The organism is Streptomyces sp. NPDC054961 (assembly GCF_053609145.1).
In genome coordinates this window covers 115,675-133,848 of record NZ_JBSGWY010000011.1, presented here as the reverse complement: position 1 = coordinate 133,848, position 18,174 = coordinate 115,675, and the positions used below count along the sequence as shown (strand labels likewise).

Below are 18,174 nucleotides of genomic sequence, written 5' to 3'. Positions count from 1 at the left end.
GCGGGCGCGGGGGCGGGGGGGGGGGGCGCCGCTCCACGACGGGCCCGGCGGTGTTCGCGGGGCGGGGGCGGCGCGCGCCCCCGACGCCGCCCCCCCCCCCCCCCCCGGGCCGTTCCCGGGGTCAGGATCGGGACATGCTCTGGTCAGACCCGAAGAACGAACCGCCCGAGGACATGCGCGACGCGCAGGCGATGGTCCGGCGGATGACGGTGATCGTCGTCATCGCGATGGTCGTCGTCGTGTACGTGCTGGGCATCGGCGGCTTCTGAGCGGCTCCCCGGCGCCCCCGTGGGGCCGCCCTCCGCGGACCCGCCGGCGGCCGGCGCGAGCGCCCTACGATGTCTGGCATGACTGCCGACACCCGCCACGCCCTCGTCCTCGCCTCCGCCTCGCCCGCCCGGCTGAACCTGCTGCGGCAGGCCGGGCTCGCCCCGCACGTGATCGTCAGCGGCTTCGACGAGGACGCCCTCACCGCCGACTCCCCCGCCGAGCTGGCCCTCGCGCTGGCCGAGGCGAAGGCGGCCGTCGTGGCGGCCCTGGACGAGGCCGCGGGGGCCCTGGTGATCGGCTGCGACTCCGTGCTGGAACTGGACGGCGAGGCGCTGGGCAAGCCGGCCGACGCCGAAGAGGCCACGGCCCGCTGGAAGTCGATGCGCGGGCGCGCCGGGGTGCTGCGCACCGGGCACTGCGTGATCGACACGGCGACCGGCCGCCAGGTGTCGGCCACGGCGTCCACGACGGTCCGCTTCGGCGAGCCCTCGGACGCGGAGGTGGCGGCGTACGTGGCGAGCGGGGAGCCCCTGCACGTGGCGGGGGCGTTCACCCTGGACGGCCTGTCGGCGCCGTTCATCGACGGCATCGACGGGGATCACGGCAATGTGATCGGGATCTCCCTGCCGCTGCTGCGTTCGCTGCTGGCCGAACTGGGCTTCTCGATCACGGACTTGTGGGCTTGAAGTCCCCGAACCCCTCGAGCAGGGGCGGCCCCGGCGGCGTGTCGCGCACGTCGTCGTCGGCCGGCCGGCCCGCGCCGTCGTCCCCGGCCGCCCCGGCCGCCCCGTCCGCGCCCTTGGCCGCGTAGAGCATCAGGCTCAGGACGAGCAGGCACAGGATCAGCATCATCACCACGAAGGCGCCCCAGCCGACCAGGCCGACGACGAGGGCTCCGAGCAGCCCGTGGGTGACGGCGGCGCTGACGAGGACCACGCGGGCGAAGGCGCCGGGGGCCCTGTCGCGGACCGCGGCGACGGCGAGGAGGACGGCGCAGAGCAGCAGGAAGGCGGCCATGCAGGCGCCCATCGCGTACGTCGCCGTGGACATGACGTCCGGATCCATGCCCGCGATGGACATCGACTGGTTCGCGGTGGTGCGGCCCAGCACGATGTGGACGAAGCCGAGCACCGCCGCCTCCACGACGAGTACGACCGCGGTCGCTCCGGCCACGGATCTCCGCAGCACCACGCCACCCACACGAGCCACGACGCCCCCACCCCCACAAGCACAAGCCTGTTCGACGCCTGGAGGCTACTAACGGGTAAACCTGCCGACAAGGGGCCGGGACCGCTTCGTTACGGTGGGACGCCTCGGGCGACGCCCACACGGCGGATACGCAAAGAACGGATGGACCGTTCGTAGGGACTCGACAAAGAATCACCCGGGCCCGCTGACTCGCCGGACAGAGACCCGGGATGTGGGACAGCGTTACTGTGCAGTCGGGGATCCCCCTTACGTGGGGCGCCACAAGGGTTTTTCGACTCCGGGTCGACTCGAGTCACACTGCGTGTGGGCAAGGTCACCATCGGGGAAGGGTCGAAAGGCCGTGTGGGCTGTCCCTAAACTCAGCTTGTTTCAAGGAGGGAGCCATCGTGCGCAAGGTGCTCATCGCCAACCGTGGCGAAATCGCAGTCCGCGTTGCTCGGGCCTGCCGGGATGCCGGGATCGCGAGCGTAGCCGTCTACGCCGACCCGGACCGGGACGCTCTGCACGTCCGAGCGGCCGACGAAGCTTTCGCGTTGGGCGGTGACACCCCGGCCGCGAGCTACTTGGACATCTCCAAGATCCTGCAGGCCGCCGCCGATTCCGGAGCGGACGCCATCCATCCCGGATACGGCTTCCTGTCCGAGAACGCCGACTTCGCGCAGGCCGTCATCGACGCGGGCCTGACCTGGATCGGCCCGCCGCCGCAGGCCATCCGCGACCTCGGCGACAAGGTCGCCGCCCGCCACATCGCGCTGCGCGCCGGCGCGCCGCTCGTGGCCGGCACGCCCGACCCGGTCTCCGGATCGGAAGAAGTCGTGGCGTTCGCCAAGGAGCACGGGCTGCCGATCGCGATCAAGGCCGCCTTCGGCGGTGGCGGTCGCGGTCTGAAGGTCGCCCGGAGCCTCGAAGAGATCCCGGAGCTCTACGACTCCGCCGTGCGCGAGGCCGTCGCCGCCTTCGGCCGCGGCGAGTGCTTCGTCGAGCAGTACCTCGACAAGCCGCGGCACGTGGAGACCCAGTGCCTGGCCGACACCCACGGCAACGTGGTCGTCGTCTCCACCCGCGACTGCTCGCTGCAGCGCCGCCACCAGAAGCTGGTGGAGGAGGCCCCCGCGCCGTTCCTGAGCGAGGCTCAGAACGCGGAGCTGTACGCCGCCTCGAAGGCCATCCTGAAGGAGGCCGGCTACGTCGGCGCGGGAACCGTCGAGTTCCTCGTCTCCGCCGACGGCCTGATCTCCTTCCTGGAGGTCAACACCCGCCTCCAGGTCGAGCACCCGGTGACCGAGGAGGTCGCCGGCATCGACCTGGTCCGCGAGATGTTCCGCATCGCGGACGGCGAGGAGCTCGGCTACGGGGACCCCGTCCTGCGCGGTCACTCGTTCGAGTTCCGCATCAACGGCGAGGACCCGGGCCGCGGCTTCCTGCCGGCTCCGGGCACCGTCACCAAGTTCAACGCGCCGACCGGTCCGGGCGTCCGCCTCGACGCGGGCGTCGAGAGCGGCTCGGTCATCGGCCCCGCATGGGACTCCCTGCTCGCCAAGCTCATCGTCACGGGTGCCACGCGTGAGCAGGCCCTGCAGCGGGCGGCGCGCGCGCTGGCCGAGTTCGAGGTGGAGGGCATGGCCACGGCCATCCCGTTCCACCGCGCGGTCGTCGCGGACCCGGCCTTCACGGCCGACCCGTTCACGATCCACACCCGCTGGATCGAGACCGAGTTCGTCAACGAGATCCCGGCGTTCGTGGTTCCCGCCGCGGAGGACGCCGAGGACGAGCCGGGCCGCGAGACGGTGGTCGTCGAGGTCGGCGGCAAGCGCCTCGAGGTCTCCCTGCCGTCGTCCCTGGGCATGACCCTGGCCCGCACGGCGGCCGCGGGCGGTGCGAAGCCGAAGCGCCGCGCGGCGAAGAAGTCGGGTCCGGCCGCCTCCGGCGACACGCTGGCCTCGCCCATGCAGGGCACGATCGTGAAGGTCGCGGTCGAGGAGGGCCAGCAGGTCAACGAGGGCGACCTGATCGTCGTCCTCGAGGCGATGAAGATGGAGCAGCCCCTGAACGCGCACCGTTCGGGCACGATCGTGGGCCTCTCCGCGGAGGTCGGCGCGTCGCTGACCTCGGGCGCCACGATCTGCGAGATCAAGGACTGATCCCGCGAGTCCGCAGGAACGCCGCAGGCCCCCAGGACCCGTTCGGGTCCTGGGGGCCTGCGGCGCATACGGGGTGAGCTGTTACCAGGTGCCGGGCGGCGCCGACCAGCTCTTCAGATAGTCCTCGAACCCTCCGTCCGCGCGGGCCTTGAACAGCATCGCCGTGCTGGTGCCCGTGGCGTAGTTGTACATGATCGCGAGGTCGTCGCGGCCGTCCTTGTTCCGGTCACCGGAGGTCAGGAGTCCGACGGAGCTGGCGTACCAGCCCCCTTCCGGGACCTCCCAGCTCTTGACGTCGTCGTTGACCCCGCCGTCGGGCCGGCCGGTCATCGTGAACAGGGCCGCGTGCCCGTTGGTGTAGTCGAACATGACGGCCACGTCGGCCCGGCCGTCACCGTTGTAGTCGCCCGAGCTGAGCTTGCTGAGGCTGTAGCTCCACTGCGCCGCGGTCCTGTTCCACGACCTCATGGGGGTCGCGAACCCGCCGTCGGGCTTGCCCAGCAGCGTGTACATCTCGACGGAACCGTCGCCGTGGCCGTACATGGCGAGCATGTCGTCGCGGCCGTCACCGTTGAAGTCGCCGGTGACGTGCTTGGACTCGTTCCAGCACCAGTTGCCGGCGCCGGAGCCCCAGCTTCCGAAGTGCGGGTTGAACGTGCCGTCCGCCTTCGCGAGGAAGGTGTAGCTGGCCGTGTTGCAGCCGCCGTGGTCGTACAGCATGCCCAGGTCGTCGCGGCCGTCACCGTTGAAGTCGCCGGCGAAGAGCTTGGCCTTCTTCGCGTCCCAGTTGCCCGGACCGACGTACGCGCTGCGCGGCAGGGGGGTGAAGGTCGCGTCGGCGTTGCCGAGGAACGTGAACATGCCGTTGGAGCCGTCGTCGTAGCCGTAGAGCGCGGCCAGGTCGTCGCGGCCGTCGCCGTTGAAGTCACCGGCGACCCACTGCGCGTGGTCGTTGGCGAAGTTGTTCCAGCCGCTGTTGAACGCGAGGACGGGCGCGCTCAGCCCGCCGTTGGTCTTGGCGGGCGCGACGTAGAGCGCCGTGGTGCCGTAGCCGTAGTCGTAGACCGTGGCCATGTCCGCCCGGCCGTCACCGTTGAAGTCGCCGCCCAGGTCCGTGCGCAGGTTCGCGGTGCGGTCGTTCGGCTTGTGCTCGGTGCTGACGCCCGTGGTGTGGTTGTGGCGGATGTAGCCGCCCGAGAAGTCCTCGCGGGGGCCGCCGTAGACGTCGTACTCGTCCGACTGCGGGTATCCCAGGAAGCTCTTCTCGGCGCCGAGGCCGACCCACTTCTGGCGGATCGTGCCACGGACCGACCAGGCGTTGCCGGTGGTCGTCGTCCAGTAGATGGAGGCGGTGTCGGCGCTCTGGCCGCGGTGGCGGAAGTGGTTGTAGCGGCCGATGTTGTCGGTGTGCCTGACCTCGTCGGTGGTCGGGTAGCCGAGCGGGCCGCTGGGGCCGCCGAGCGCCAGGTACTTCTTGTAGATGGTGCCGAAGACGGACCAGGAGCCGAAGTCGGGCGTCCAGTAGATCGCGCCGCCGTCGGTGCCGCTGAAGGTGCCGAACCAGCCGACGTTGTCGAAGGTCAGGGACTCGTCGGAGGTCGGGTAGCCCATGGCGCCCCGCTCGGCGCCCATGCTCATCCACTTCTCGCGGATGCCGTTGACCACGGTCCAGGCGCCGCTGCCCGGGTGCCAGTAGATGGAACCGGTGTCGACGCCCGAACCCTCCCGGCGCAGGTGCACGAAGCGCCCCACCCCGTCGGCCGACTCGGTGACGTCGGTGGTCGGGTAGCCGAGGACGGCGGCGCCGCCCTTGGCGAGGTACTTGGCCAGGACCGGACCGCACAGCGTGCGGGCGGAGGTGGTGCCCGGCGCGGTGAACGCCTTGCACTCGGACCACGGCGTGCCGCCGAGGACCAGCTTCCTGGCGGCGCCGAAGGCCGAGCCGTTGGTCAGGACGCGGCCCGGGAACTCCCAGTTGTCGCCGTTGCCGTCGCGCGACCAGAGGTCGGCGAAGCCGTCCTTCTCGAAGTCTCCGTTGCTGGAGAGGTGCGGGTAGGCGGCGCCGGTGAACCCGGTGCCGATGGAGGCCGTCCGGACGGCCGGGTCCCCGTAGACGGTCAGGTCGATCAGCGCGGGGGACGTGGTGTCCGTCGTCTTGCGGCTGGTGTACTGGTGGATCTTGCCAGTGACCTTGTCGCGGACCCAGATCTCCGGCAGCGCGTCGCCGTTGAGGTCACCGGGGGCGATGACGGTCATGTTCTGCCAGTCGAGGTTGCCGAGCCTCTTCGGCTCCAGCCCGGGCAGGTCGACCATGCCGTCCGGCTGGCCGAAGTACAGCCACAGCTCCGCGCCGGTCTTGACGAGCAGGTCGGGCTTGTCGGTGTCGTCGACCTTGCCGTCGCCGTTGTCGTCGTTGACGCTGCCGGTCACCACCACCTGGTCGGCCTGGTCCCAGTGCCGGTTCTCCTCGGTGTAAGTGCCCATCTCGAAGGCGTTGGCGTCGAGGGGCTGGAGGTCGCCGTCGCCCTTGCCGGGGTAGACCCACACGGTGTTGTGGCTGGCGTCGTTGTTGACCGGCCGCAGGGCGACGAGGTCCTCGTAGTAGTCCGTGTCGTTCCAGCTGCCGCGGTGGCTCAGCGACTTGGCGTTGGAGAAGGAGCCCCGCTCCAGCTTCCTCGACAGGTCGAACTGGCCGTCACCCTTGCCGGGGTGCATCCACAGCTGGCCCGAGCCCGGGTCGACGCTCCAGATGTCGACGGAGCCGTCGCCGTTGAGGTCACCGGGCTTGTCGCGGACCGGCTGGCGCTTGGCGTAGAAGAAGTACGACTTCAGGTCGGACCGGTTGCCGGAGGCGTCCACGCTGCGGACGTACAGCATCTGCGGGCCGGCCGTGGTCGGGGTGTACTTGACGTCCACCGAGCCGCCCGCGGTCGCCGGGGCGACCTCCCGGACCTTCGGGTCGGACTCGGTCCACCACTGGTACTTGGTGATGTCCGGCTCGCCGCCCGAGTTCAGCTTGAAGGTGCCCTCCGTGCGGGCGTAGCCGGTGTTGTCCGGCTGGTTCTCGGGGAACTCCGCCGAGGACACGCCCGGCAGCTGGCCGGGCCGCGTCCGGTCGATGGTGAACAGGCACTGTCCGGCCCAGGGGCCGTCCGCGGAGCCGTCGTTGCCCCGCACGTCCCACCGGTAGGTGGCGCTGCCGAGCGGCGCGGCCGGGATGACGAGCTGGGCGATGTTTCCGCTGGTGACCGCGACCCGTGCCGTCTTCAGCGTGCCGTAGTCGGCGGCGTTCCAGTAGTGGAACTCGGCGGACAGCGAGTTGTCCTCGTTGTCGGCGATGCGGGCGCGCAGCACGACCTGGTCGGTCGTGCCGATCGGGACGGTGCCGTCGCACGGGACCGACGGGTCGGACGTGCGGTCGTACGGGGTGACGGGCAGCGTGTTGTACCTCGTCGAGATGCGGGCGCTGTCCGGGTTGAACTTGCGCCAGGACACGTCGACGGTGTCGTTGGCGGACTTCAGGCCCATGGTCCACGCGGGCCAGTGCCAGCGGGCCGCGTCGGCGACCGCGGAGGTCACGTTCAGCTCGATGGTGTCGCCGTCGCCGGGGCAGTTGCGGCCGCCGAAGGACTGGCCGGAGGAGTCGACCATGCGCTTCCAGGCGGGCTGGTTGTTCCAGGTGGTGCCGCCGCCGATGGCGTCGGTGTCCCAGATCTGGAGCTCACCGGACTTGCAGCTCCAGGAACCCGCGTACTTCTGCTGGATGCGGAAGGTGGATTCGAGGATCTGCTTGTCCCACAGGGCGCCCGTGCCGACCTGGAAGAAGGTCTTGGCACAGACGGTGCCGCCGTTGGCGCCGTCCTTGGCGCAGCCGACGCGGGCGTCCTTGCTGAGCGTGCCGCCGTTCCAGTAGTTGGTGTTGGCGGAGTTGGCGAAGGCGGTGTGCTTGTACGCGATCGCCCAGCTGGACTTCCAGTCGTCCCGCCACACCGGGTCGATGACGACCGGGTACGTGGTCTCCGCCGCCGCGAGCAGCTTGCGGTCGGGGGTGAGGGTCAGCTTGGAACCCTTGAGGTCGACGCCGAGGTCGGCCTCCTTGGTGCCGTTGGAGATGCCGTCCACGGCCGCCACCGCGTCGGCGGGGGCCTGCGCGGCGGGGGCGGGCGGGGCCGGGGCCGGCGCGGCGGGGGCCGCCTGCGCGTCGGCGCCCGACAGGGCCTGCGGGGCCATGGACTTGGGGCTCGCGGCCTTGGGCGTCGCGGCCTTCGGCTCCGGGGCCGGCGTCGCGGCCGTGGCCGCGGCGTCGGCCTGCGGGGCCACCGGCTTCTCGGCGCCGGAGTCCCACATCTGCGGCTTGGCCGCGCTGAAGAGGGTCTTGCCGGCGGGGTCCAGGGCGCGCAGCTCGCCGTTCGCCTCCTTCTGGAGGGTGACGCCCTTGCCTTCCAGGCCGAAGTCGAGGGTGGCGAGGGCCGGGTTGTCGGCCGCCTTGCGCGTCTTGACGACGATCTGGTGGGAGAAGCCGTTCACGTCGGCGACGACCCGCAGGTCCACGCCTTCCAGGATCTCCGCGTACGTCGCGCTGTTGCCCTGGAGCTTCGGCGCGGGCAGCGCCTTGGGCCAGGTGAGGGAGACGTCCCGGCCGTCCTTGCGCATGGTGACCAGCGGGGCCGTGCCGCCGCCGGAGAAGCTGAGGCCGACGGCGGTCGCCGCGGGGGCTATCCTCCCGTCCGCCTGCTTCGCCAGGGTGGTGTCCGCGTCGACGAGCTTCCCGTTGCGGTAGACGCGTACGGGCACCAGCGCGTGGTTCGCGGTGAGCGTCCCGTCCGGGTTGGCCCAGACGTCGTCCGTCATCGTGCGCTTGGACGCGATCTCGACGGGCTTGCCCGACTTCTTCGCCTCGCTCTTCGCCGTCGCCTGCGCGGCCGCGTCGGTCAGCGGCTCGTTGGCCTTGCCGGCGGCAGCGGCAGCGGCGGCGCCAGCCGGGGCCGCCGCGCCCGCGGGCGCGGCGCCGAGCAGCGTGGCGGTCAGCGCGGCGGTCAGCACGGTCGCCGTGGCGAGCGTCGACGTCCTGCGAGAGGGCGGATCGTCGACGCGGGCGCGCGTCGGGAGTGGTCTCACTGACAGGTCCTCAAGAGTTGGTTCGGCGGCCGCGTCGGGGGCGGCCGGCCAGTGGAGGGGACGGCCTCGTACGGGCGGCTCGAGTTCGGCCTTCCCGGCGATCGGTCTCCGGTTGTTCGAATGATTTGTAGCAGCCCGGGGAAGTGGATCCACACGGGAGTCCCCGAGGGGCCCGACCTTGATCATTTCCCACAACGCGCGGCGCGAAAGTTCATCGACTCGGCCGTACAACCTTTTTGCGAGTTTCCGCCCGGCATATTTTTGTCAGACTTTGCCCGCTCTTTGACCCGGGGTCACTCACAGCTAGTCCTTACGCGCTTGTTAAGTTCAGCCATCGCTCACCAGCGCGGTGGCAGTCCACCGCGCGCGACGGCTTGGAGTGTTCGAATTTTGAGAAGATCCCAGGCGCACACCTTGCGTGCGCCTCTGAGGCGTGTCTGGCGGTGGCCCATACCCGTCCTGGCGCTCACCATGCTGACCGCCGGGCTCACCGCCACCCCCGCCATGGCGGGCGAATCCGACCTGGAACGCCCGGGCTTGCAGAAGCTCACCAAGGTCGGCGGAGCACCCGTCACCGGCAAGCCCGCGGCGGGCCCCGCCGAATCGCAGAAGAAGGCGTGGAAGAACTCCGCGCCCAAGACCGCCTGGCCGAAGGCCGGTTCGGCCGAGATCGCGCTTCCGGACCCGTCCGCACCGCCGGTCGTCCGCCTGAAGTCGGGCCCCCAGGGCGCGCCCGGGGCCTTCGCCCTCGGCCCGGCGAACACCCCGGGCAACCCCGTCAAGGCGGGCGCCCTCCCGGTGCAGTTCGCCGCGCTCCCCGCTTCGCTCGTGGCGGGCCCGCAGTCCGCCCCGAAGAGCGCCGGCAAGCAGGGCCTCGCCGCTGGACCGGCGGCTGACGGCACGCCCGCTCCGGCCGCCGAGTCGGTGAAGCTGAAGGTCGACCTGCTCGACCAGGCGGCCGCGAAGAAGGCCGGTCTGGCGAACAGCCTGCTGCTGTCCGTCAAGCGCACCGACCCCGGCACGGCCCCCGCTCCGGTCTCCGTGGAGCTGGACTACGACGCCTTCAAGAACGCGTACGGCGGCAGCTGGGGTTCCCGGCTCCGCTTCACGGCCGTTCCCGCGTGTGCGGTGACCACGCCGGACAAGCCGGAGTGCAAGGGCAGCGTCCCGGTCACCACCAAGAACGACCCGGTGACCGGCAAGCTCATCGCCGAGTTCACGGCGCCCGCCGCGGCCTCGGCTCCGGTCACCCCGGCCGGCGACGCCGACATGAAGCTGTCCGCGGCCTCTTCCGTCACCGCGGCCGGCTCGGGCACCTCCGGCATGATGCTGGCCGCGAGCCCGGGCGCCGACGGCGCGAACGGCACGTTCAAGGCCACCTCCCTGAGCGCGTCGGGTTCCTGGCAGGCCGGCGGCTCCGCGGGTGACTTCTCCTGGTCCTACCCGATGGACATCCCCGCCTCGCTCGGCGGCCCCAGCCCCTCGCTGTCGCTGGGCTACTCCAGCGCGCAGATCGACGGCCGCACCTCGGCCTCGGCGCAGCAGACCTCCTGGGTCGGCGACGGCTGGGACCTGGCCTCGAACTACATCGAGCGGGGCTTCGTCCCCTGTAGCCAGGACAAGAAGGAGGGCTCCGGGTTCAACAACCCGAAGGACGACACCGGCGACCTCTGCCACGGCGCGCCGATGGTCACGCTGTCGCTCAACGGCGGCTCCACGCAGCTGGTCCTGGACGACACCACCAAGAAGTGGCGTCCGGCCAAGGACGACGGCTCGCGGGTCGAGCTGCTCCAGGGCGCCCAGAACGGTGACAAGGAGGGTGACCACTGGAGGTTCACCAACCCCCAGGGCATCCAGTTCTACTTCGGCCTGAACAAGCTCTCCGGCTGGGCGACGGGCAAGCCCGTCACCAACTCCGCCTGGACCGTCCCGGTCTACGGCAACCAGCCGGGCGAGCCCTGCTACAACGCGGTGTTCGCCGACGCGGTCTGCGACCAGGCGTACCGCTGGAACCTCGACTACGTCGTGGACCCGCGCGGCAACGCGATGACCTACTGGTACCAGAAGGAGGTCAACCACTACGGGTCGAACTACAAGATCGCGGGCGGTTCGACCGCCCGGGCGTACGACCGGTCCGGCTGGCTGGACCACATCTCGTACGGCCTGCGCAACGACAACCTGTTCGCCGAGGCCCCGGCCCAGGTGAACTTCACCGTCGCCGAGCGCTGCCTCGTCACGGCGGACTTCAACTGCGACCCCGCGAAGCTGAAGCCGGAGGTCGCCTGGGACATCGCCAAGATGTGGCCCGACACCCCCGGTGACCAGCTCTGCGCCGCCGGCGAGGAGTGCAAGGGCCGGTTCACGCCGACCTTCTTCACCCGCAAGCGTCTGACCGAGGTCAGCACCTCGGTCTGGAACGGCACCAAGCGCAACCCGGTGGACTCCTGGCAGCTGACCCAGGACTTCCCGATGACCGGCGACGGCACGGACTACCCGCTGTGGCTCGGCGAGATCAAGCACACCGGCAAGAACGGGGCCGACACCCCGATGCCGCCGGTGAAGTTCCGCGGCAAGCAGCTCCCGAACCGCGTGGACGGCCTGGGCGACGGCAAGCCGCCGTACCTGCGCTACCGCATCGAGGCGATCGACAGCGAGACCGGCTCCACGATCCTGGCGCACTACGCGGAGCCGGAGTGCCGCGCGGCCAACCCCCGCGTGATGCCGGCCTCGCCGGAGTCCAACACGCTGCGCTGCTACCCGGTGGTCTCCGAGATCCCGGACCCCAGCGATCCGAAGCGCGAGAAGAAGCTCTACGTCACCGACTGGTTCCACAAGCACATCGTGGACTGGGTCCAGGAGGAGGACCGCAACGGCAACTCGCCGACGCGGCGCACCGAGTACCAGTTCCTCGGCAGCCCGGCGTGGGCCTTCGACGACGAGACCGAGACGATGCGGCCGAAGACCCGCACGTGGTCCCAGTGGCGCGGCTACGAGCGGGTCCGGACCTTCATCGGTGCGGCCCCGGACAAGCGCTCGATGACCGAGACCCTCTTCTTCCGAGGCCTCGACGGTGACCGTCTCGCCCCCGCGGGCGGCAAGAAGTCGGTCAAGGTCAAGGACTCCGAGGGCAACGAGATCGCGGACCACCGCCTCTACGCCGGCCAGACCCGCGAGGTCCTGGCGTACAACGGCGAGGGCGGCGCCCTCGAGGCGGCCACGACCTACACCCCGTGGATCTACGGCCCGACGGCCACGCGCCTGCGCAAGGGCGCGACGGCCGACGAGGACCTGGAGCCGCAGCAGGCCTTCGTCCAGCAGACGACGAACGTCAACTCCCGGATCCTGCTGTCGGACGGGCGCGGGTGGCGCCGGACGGCTTCGGAGACCAAGTACGACTCCCGCGGCTTCGCCGAATGGGCGTCGAACAAGGGCGATGTCGCCGACCCGTCGGACGACAGCTGCACGCGCTTCGAGTACGACTCGGACGAGACGCGCTGGATCATCGCCCGGCAGAAGCGGGTGGAGACGGTCGCGAGGGCGTGTGACGCCACCAACGTGGCCCGTCCGGCGGACGTCACCTCGGACGCCCGGATGTACTACGACGCGGCGGGCAACCTGAAGTCGACGGAGTCGCTCTCCGGGTACTCCGGCGGCAACCCGGTCTACACCAGCGACGGCAGCGCGACCTTCGACGTGTACGGCCGCATGAAGACCACGACGGACGTGTTCGGCAAGGTCTCCAAGGTCGACTACACCCCCGCCTCGGGTCAGATCGTCACCAAGGTCGTCACCACCAATTCCGCCGGTCACACCGAGACGACGGAGAACGACCAGGGCCGCGGTTCGATCCTGGCCAAGCAGGACACCAACGGCCGCCGCCAGGTGATGCAGTACGACGGCCTCGGCCGGCTGCTGAAGGTCTGGTCCCCGGACCGCGACCCGCTCTCGAAGTCGCCGGACGGCGAGTTCTCGTACGACGTCCGCACCGACGGTCCGGTCGTCATCTCCACCAAGAGCCTGCTGGACGACGGTACCTACCGCACCAGCTACGACATCTACGACAGCAGCCTGCGCATCCGCCAGACCCAGATGGAGGCGCTGGGGGGCGGTCGGCTCATCTCCGACACCTTCTACAACAGCCTCGGCCAGGTCTGGAAGAGCAACGGCGCCTATTACACGGCCGGTGAACCCTCGGGCGTCCAGTGGGCCCCGAAGGACAACGAGGTCACGTCGTCGACGGTGACCGAGTACGACGGCTCCGGCCGCTCGACCGCGCAGATCTCGCGCAAGTTCGGCCTGGAGACCTCCCGTACGACCACCTCGTACGGCGGCGACAACATCACCGTCGACCCGCCGAAGGGCGAGACCCCGACGCGGGCCTTCCTGGACGGTGCGGGCCGCAAGACGGAGCTCCGGTACTTCCGCTCGGACTCGCCCACGGGCGCGTACGACAAGACGACGTACGCCTACAACCAGCGCGGCATGCTGGAGTCGGCCGTCAACGCGGCCGGCGACAAGTGGGGCTTCGAGTACGACATCCGCGGTCGCCAGACCAAGCAGACGGACCCCGACGCGGGCACGTCGACGATGACGTACGGCCTGGGTGACCGGATGGCGACCGTCACGGACGCCAGGGGCAAGGTCATGGCCCCGGAGTACGACGAGCTGGGCCGTGTCGTCGCGACCCACGAGGGTTCGGTGACGGGTCCGAAGCTGACGTCGACCACCTTCGACACCCTGCCGGGTGCCGTCGGCCTGCCGGTCTCGTCGACCCGCTACGTCAACGGCAACGCCTACACCCAGGAGGTGACCGGCTACGACAGCGAGTACCGTCCGACGGGGACCAAGATCACCATCCCCGCCTCGGAGGGGGCCCTCGCCGGTTCGTACAGCTTCACCAGCGGATACCGCTCGAACACCGGCCTGATGGCGTGGATGAGCCAGCCCGCGGTCGGCGGCCTGCCCGCCGAGATGACCACCATGAAGTACAACCACCTGGAACTGCCGACCGTCATGGGCGTCCAGGGGAAGACGTTCGTGGGCAAGGTCGACTACTCGCCCATGGGCGACGTCCTGCGCACGGAGACCGGCCCGGCCGGATCCCAGGTCTACTCGACGAACTTCTTCGACGAGCAGACGCGCCGGCTCACCCGGACGGTCAACGACCGGGAGAAGTCGCCGAGCCGGATCAGCGACACGTCGTACGACTACGACGCCGTCGGCAACATCATGAAGGTCACCGAGAAGGAGGGACCGGAGGCCACCGCGGCCACCGACGTCCAGTGCTTCGCGTACGACTACCTGCGCCGCATGAACGAGGCGTGGACCGCGACGGACGACTGCGCGGCCCAGCCGGGCGCGTCGGGTGCCGGTTCGAAGCCTCAGGTCGGCGGTCCGAGCGCGTACTGGAGCTCGTACAGCTTCGACGCCGCGGGCAACCGCACCAAGGAGGTCCAGCACGACGCGACCGGTGACCTCACCAAGGACGTCACCCGTTCCTACACCTACGGCACCCCCGGCCAGGCCGCTGCCAACAGGCTGCAGAAGGTCGACACCACCGGACCGGGCGGCTCCCGCACCGAGTCCTACACGTACGACGAGGCGGGCAACACCAAGACCCGCACCATCCAGGGGGACACGCAGAACCTGGAATGGGACGTCGCGGGTCAGCTCGCGAAGGTGACCCGGGGCACCGAGTCGACGGAGTTCGTCTACGACGCCGACGGCAACCGCCTGATCAAGCGCGAGCCGTCCGGCACGACGCTGTACATGCCGGGCACCGAGGTCAAGCTCACGTCGGCGGGCAAGCTGGAGAGCACGCGCTACTTCGGCCACCCGTCCGGCCCGACCATGGTCAAGACGGCCAAGGACGGCGTCATCACGACGTCGTACCTGCTGGGCGACCAGAACGGCACGGCGACCACTTCTGTGGACGCCACCACTTCGGCGGTCACCCGCCGCAAGTTCACCCCGTACGGCGATGTCCGCGGCGCGGCCCCGTCCCTGTGGCCGGGCAAGAAGAGCTTCGTCGGCGGGGAGCTGGACGAGTCCACCGGACTGGTGCACCTGGGCGCTCGTGAGTACGACCCGGCGACGGGCCGGTTCATCTCGGTCGACCCCGTCATCGACCACGCCGAGCCCAAGCAGCAGAACCCGTACGTGTACGCGAACAACTCGCCGGTGACGTTCAGCGACCCCAGCGGCCTGTCCATCTCGCCTCCCACGATGCCGATCAAGGACTTCACGGACGCCGAGGCGGCCTGGGCGAACATGATCCAGGGCAAGAGCGCCATGGACATCGCGCTCGAAGTCGCGTTGGGCATCCTGAAGGACGCCTCGGGCTACAACGACATCCGTGACTGCCTGGGCGGTGACTGGGGCGCCTGTGCGGGCCTCGCCCTGGATGCGGCACTGCCTTTCGCGGGCCGCGCCAAACGCATCCTGAAGGCGTTGGACCGGGCGTGGGACGCCTTCCAGAGCTGGTCCCAGAAGCTGTCCCTGGCACGCGACATCCTCAGGCGGGTCGAGCGCTTCCAGCAGGCGATGGCCAAGTACGCCGAGGACCTGGCCGAGTGGAAACGGCAGATAGAGGAAGCCGCCGAACGCGCGAGAAAACTGGAGGAAGAAGCCGCAGCGGCCCGAAGAAAGGTCCAGGAAGCCGCGGCGGCGGCCGCCAAGAAGGCCGACGAGGCGAAGGCCACGGCAGCCAGGCAGGGCAAGTCCTCCGCGGCGAAGGCCAAGAAGGCCGACGGCGACGGAAAGGCGTCGAAGTCCTCCGAGGCGAAGAAGGCGGACGCCCCGAAGAAGGACAGCTGCGAAACGCCCAACAGTTTCGTCCCGAACACCGAAGTCCTGATGGCGGACGGATCGTCCAAGCCCATCGAGGACGTCGCGATCGGTGACGAGGTACTCGCGGGCAACGCCGAGTCCGGCTCCACCACCGCTCAGCCCGTCGTGGCCCAAGTCATCGGTCAGGGGCAGAAGAACCTGGTCGAGATCACCATCGACACGGACGGGGCCGGGGGTGACCGGACGGAGAAGTTGACCGCCACGGATCACCATCCGTTCTGGGCGCCGTCGGTGGGCACGTGGCTCGACGCCACCGAGCTCGCGGCCGGCGACGTGCTGCAGACCTCCACGGGTACCTGGGTCCAGGTCAGTGAGGTCAAGCGCTGGACGCAGCACAAGCAGGTCCGCAACCTCACCGTCGCCAACGAGCACACGTACTACGTGCTGGCGGGAGCCGTACCGGTCCTCGTTCACAACTGTGGGCGCGGCGACGGCAAGAAGGCGGAGTCCCCCGCCTTCGACAAGGACCCTTACAGCAAGAAGGAAGTCGACGAGCGGATCATCCCGCAGGAAGTCCACGAGACCGTGGACGCGATCCGTAGCGGGACGCTCGACCAGCGCATCTCCGATGGCAACTGGGATACCCTCCAGCGGCGCAGGGACACCCCCGGCAGAGCCGCCCGGTGGGTCGGCGCGACGATCTACACAGGGGTCGGAGAAGCGGGCAAGACCACCGCGCACAACACCTTGACCCGCATCCTCGTCGACCGGAACGGCAACATCGGCTACGTCCTCGGGCACAACTACAACACGATTCACCACTACCCCTGGGGCACACTGCCCGGGGCGTTCACAGGGCGTTCCGGCCCGGCCGGACGACGACGATAGGCAAGGGAATGTCTGATCGCTCGGAATGGGAGGGCCGGCTCGCCGTGGCAGGCCTGTCCCTACGGAAGACAGCCGAAGCTCCGCCAGGAGCCATCCCCCCCGCAGTCGCGGGCCAGATGATGAGCTGCCTGCCGGGGGACGATCGCAGCGAGGCATGGGTGGACACGGAGGACCCGCTCCTCCACCAGAAGGCGAACTCCGACTGGTACCGCCTGTCCGTGGCGAACGGCCTGTTCGAGGAGGCCGACCCTTCCTTCTTCATCGCGCTCCAACCGCCCGGCGAAGAGGGACCGTCCCGATGGATCTGCGTCACCCTGCAGACACCTTGGGACATCATGGGGAAGGGCGCGGCCGGAGTTCTCGGCAGCGCCCACGGACGCCCGGAGTTCCTGGCGCTGTCCCGTGACGGGAACGTGTTGTGCTGTGGCAGCACCTCGCAGTTCTCGATCGGAACGGTCGTGGTGACAGCACCGGACCGCGCTGACAACCTCCGCAGATGGGCCCGCTATCTCAGCACCTCCGAGATCGGGTATCCGGAGTCTCGTGCCGCCGCCAAGCGGTGGCTCGACAGCACCGAGTGACACAGATGCCCCACCGGGTTCGCCCGGTGGGGCATCTCCATTTCCGGAACGAAGCTACCGCCGCCGCAGGTCCGCCACCCTGGACCGCTCCCGCTCGCCCGGCTGCGCGTCGTGCAGTGCGCCCGCGCTGCGCAGCTGCGCCGTCGGGCCGCCGCGGCGCTGGACCGGGAGGGGGGATTCGCGGCGGGGACGACGGCCCGCCATGCCGTCGCCGGACGCGCCGGGGGCCGCCGCGCCGCCCGCCACCGTGATCTGGACGCCCTGGTCCGCCAGCGCCTGGAGTTCCGTGCCCGCGCGGTCGTCGTGGGGCGGGGGCTCGTCCGTCACCAGGCGGGTCATCACATCGGTCGGCACCGTCTGGAACATGGTGTCCGTGCCGAGCTTCGTGTGGTCCGCCAGGACCACGACCTCGGCGGCCGCCTGGACCAGCGCCCGGTCCACGCTCGCGGAGAGCATGTTGGACGTGGACAGCCCGCGCTCGGCGGTGAGGCCGCTCCCGGAGAGGAAGGCCCGCGAGACCCGCAGCCCCTGGAGGGACTGCTCGGCGCCGCTGCCCACCAGGGCGTAGTTGGACCCGCGCAGGGTTCCGCCGGTCATCACCACCTCCACCCGGTTGGCGTGGGCCAGCGCCTGGGCGACCAGGAGGGAGTTGGTCACCACGGTCAGGCCGGGCACCCGGGCGAGCCGGCGGGCCAGCTCCTGGGTCGTGGTGCCCGCGCCGACGACGATGGCCTCGCCCTCTTCGACGAGGGAGGCCGCGACATCGGCGATGGCGGTCTTCTCCGCCGTCGCGAGATGGGACTTTTGCGGAAAGCCGGACTCTCGCGTGAAACCGCCCGGTAGTACCGCACCGCCGTGCCGGCGGTCGAGGAGTCCTTCTGCCTCCAGCGCCCGCACGTCCCGCCGTACGGTCACTTCGGAGGTCTGGACGACGCGGGCGAGCTCCCGGAGCGATACCGCTCCGTTGGCCCGCACCATTTCGAGGATCAATTGGCGACGTTCTGCAGCGAACACGAAACTGACAGTAACCCCAACGACCGTCTTCTTTCAGCTCCTTGCATCGGAATACCGAAGTTGTCCGTAGTGCGACCCCACGAGTGGTATACGCCGACGGCCCGCCGCGCTCCTGCTCCGCGACGGGCCGGCGGCCCACACCAAAACCCATTCGCAGAAGGGCC

8 protein-coding genes are annotated in these 18,174 nt (G+C 70.1%); 5 read left to right on the top strand and 3 right to left on the bottom strand.

Annotation, left to right across the window (positions count from 1 at the left end):
• Positions 1-134 precede the first annotated feature (134 nt).
• Entirely contained in the window at positions 135-269 is a 135-nt protein-coding gene (gene mmpB / locus ACWF9Z_RS13580; protein ID WP_356651844.1) for a morphogenic membrane protein MmpB, read from the top strand.
• 78 nt (positions 270-347) lie between these two features.
• Complete coding sequence (locus ACWF9Z_RS13575) at positions 348-956, top strand: Maf family protein (RefSeq protein WP_356651846.1); 609 nt, start codon at positions 348-350, stop codon at positions 954-956.
• On the opposite strand, the gene ACWF9Z_RS13570 is transcribed toward ACWF9Z_RS13575, so the two are convergent.
• Positions 937-1,443 (bottom strand): hypothetical protein, encoded by a 507-nt coding sequence (locus ACWF9Z_RS13570; protein WP_453601352.1) that lies wholly within the window; start codon positions 1,441-1,443, stop codon positions 937-939. The two genes, ACWF9Z_RS13575 and ACWF9Z_RS13570, sit on opposite strands and share 20 nt — an antisense overlap.
• A gap of 422 nt (positions 1,444-1,865) precedes the next feature.
• Here ACWF9Z_RS13570 and ACWF9Z_RS13565 point away from each other — a divergent pair, with 422 nt between their 5' ends.
• The gene (locus ACWF9Z_RS13565) at positions 1,866-3,620 is read left to right on the top strand and encodes an acetyl/propionyl/methylcrotonyl-CoA carboxylase subunit alpha (protein WP_453601349.1); all 1,755 of its coding nucleotides are present in this window, start codon (positions 1,866-1,868) and stop codon (positions 3,618-3,620) included.
• 81 nt (positions 3,621-3,701) lie between these two features.
• On the opposite strand, the gene ACWF9Z_RS13560 is transcribed toward ACWF9Z_RS13565, so the two are convergent.
• Entirely contained in the window at positions 3,702-8,738 is a 5,037-nt protein-coding gene (locus ACWF9Z_RS13560; protein WP_453601346.1) for an FG-GAP-like repeat-containing protein, read from the bottom strand.
• Between the two features lie 414 nt (positions 8,739-9,152).
• Between ACWF9Z_RS13560 and ACWF9Z_RS13555 the strand changes: the two genes are divergently transcribed.
• Entirely contained in the window at positions 9,153-16,415 is a 7,263-nt protein-coding gene (locus ACWF9Z_RS13555) for an RHS repeat-associated core domain-containing protein (protein WP_453601343.1), read from the top strand.
• Positions 16,416-16,573: 158 nt separating this feature from the next.
• Positions 16,574-16,996: a hypothetical protein gene (locus ACWF9Z_RS13550; RefSeq protein WP_453601340.1), complete on the top strand. Its 423-nt coding sequence runs from the start codon at positions 16,574-16,576 to the stop codon at positions 16,994-16,996.
• A gap of 54 nt (positions 16,997-17,050) precedes the next feature.
• Here the strand turns inward: ACWF9Z_RS13550 and ACWF9Z_RS13545 are convergent, their stop codons facing one another.
• Entirely contained in the window at positions 17,051-18,010 is a 960-nt protein-coding gene (locus ACWF9Z_RS13545; protein ID WP_453601338.1) for a DeoR/GlpR family DNA-binding transcription regulator, read from the bottom strand.
• Between the last annotated feature and the right edge of the window lie 164 nt (positions 18,011-18,174).

Coding starts and splice junctions, on each gene's coding strand:
- mmpB (WP_356651844.1), top strand. CDS start 135: ATGCTCTGGTCAGACCCGAAGAACGAACCGCCCGAGGACATGCGCGAC.
- ACWF9Z_RS13575 (WP_356651846.1), top strand. CDS start 348: ATGACTGCCGACACCCGCCACGCCCTCGTCCTCGCCTCCGCCTCGCCC.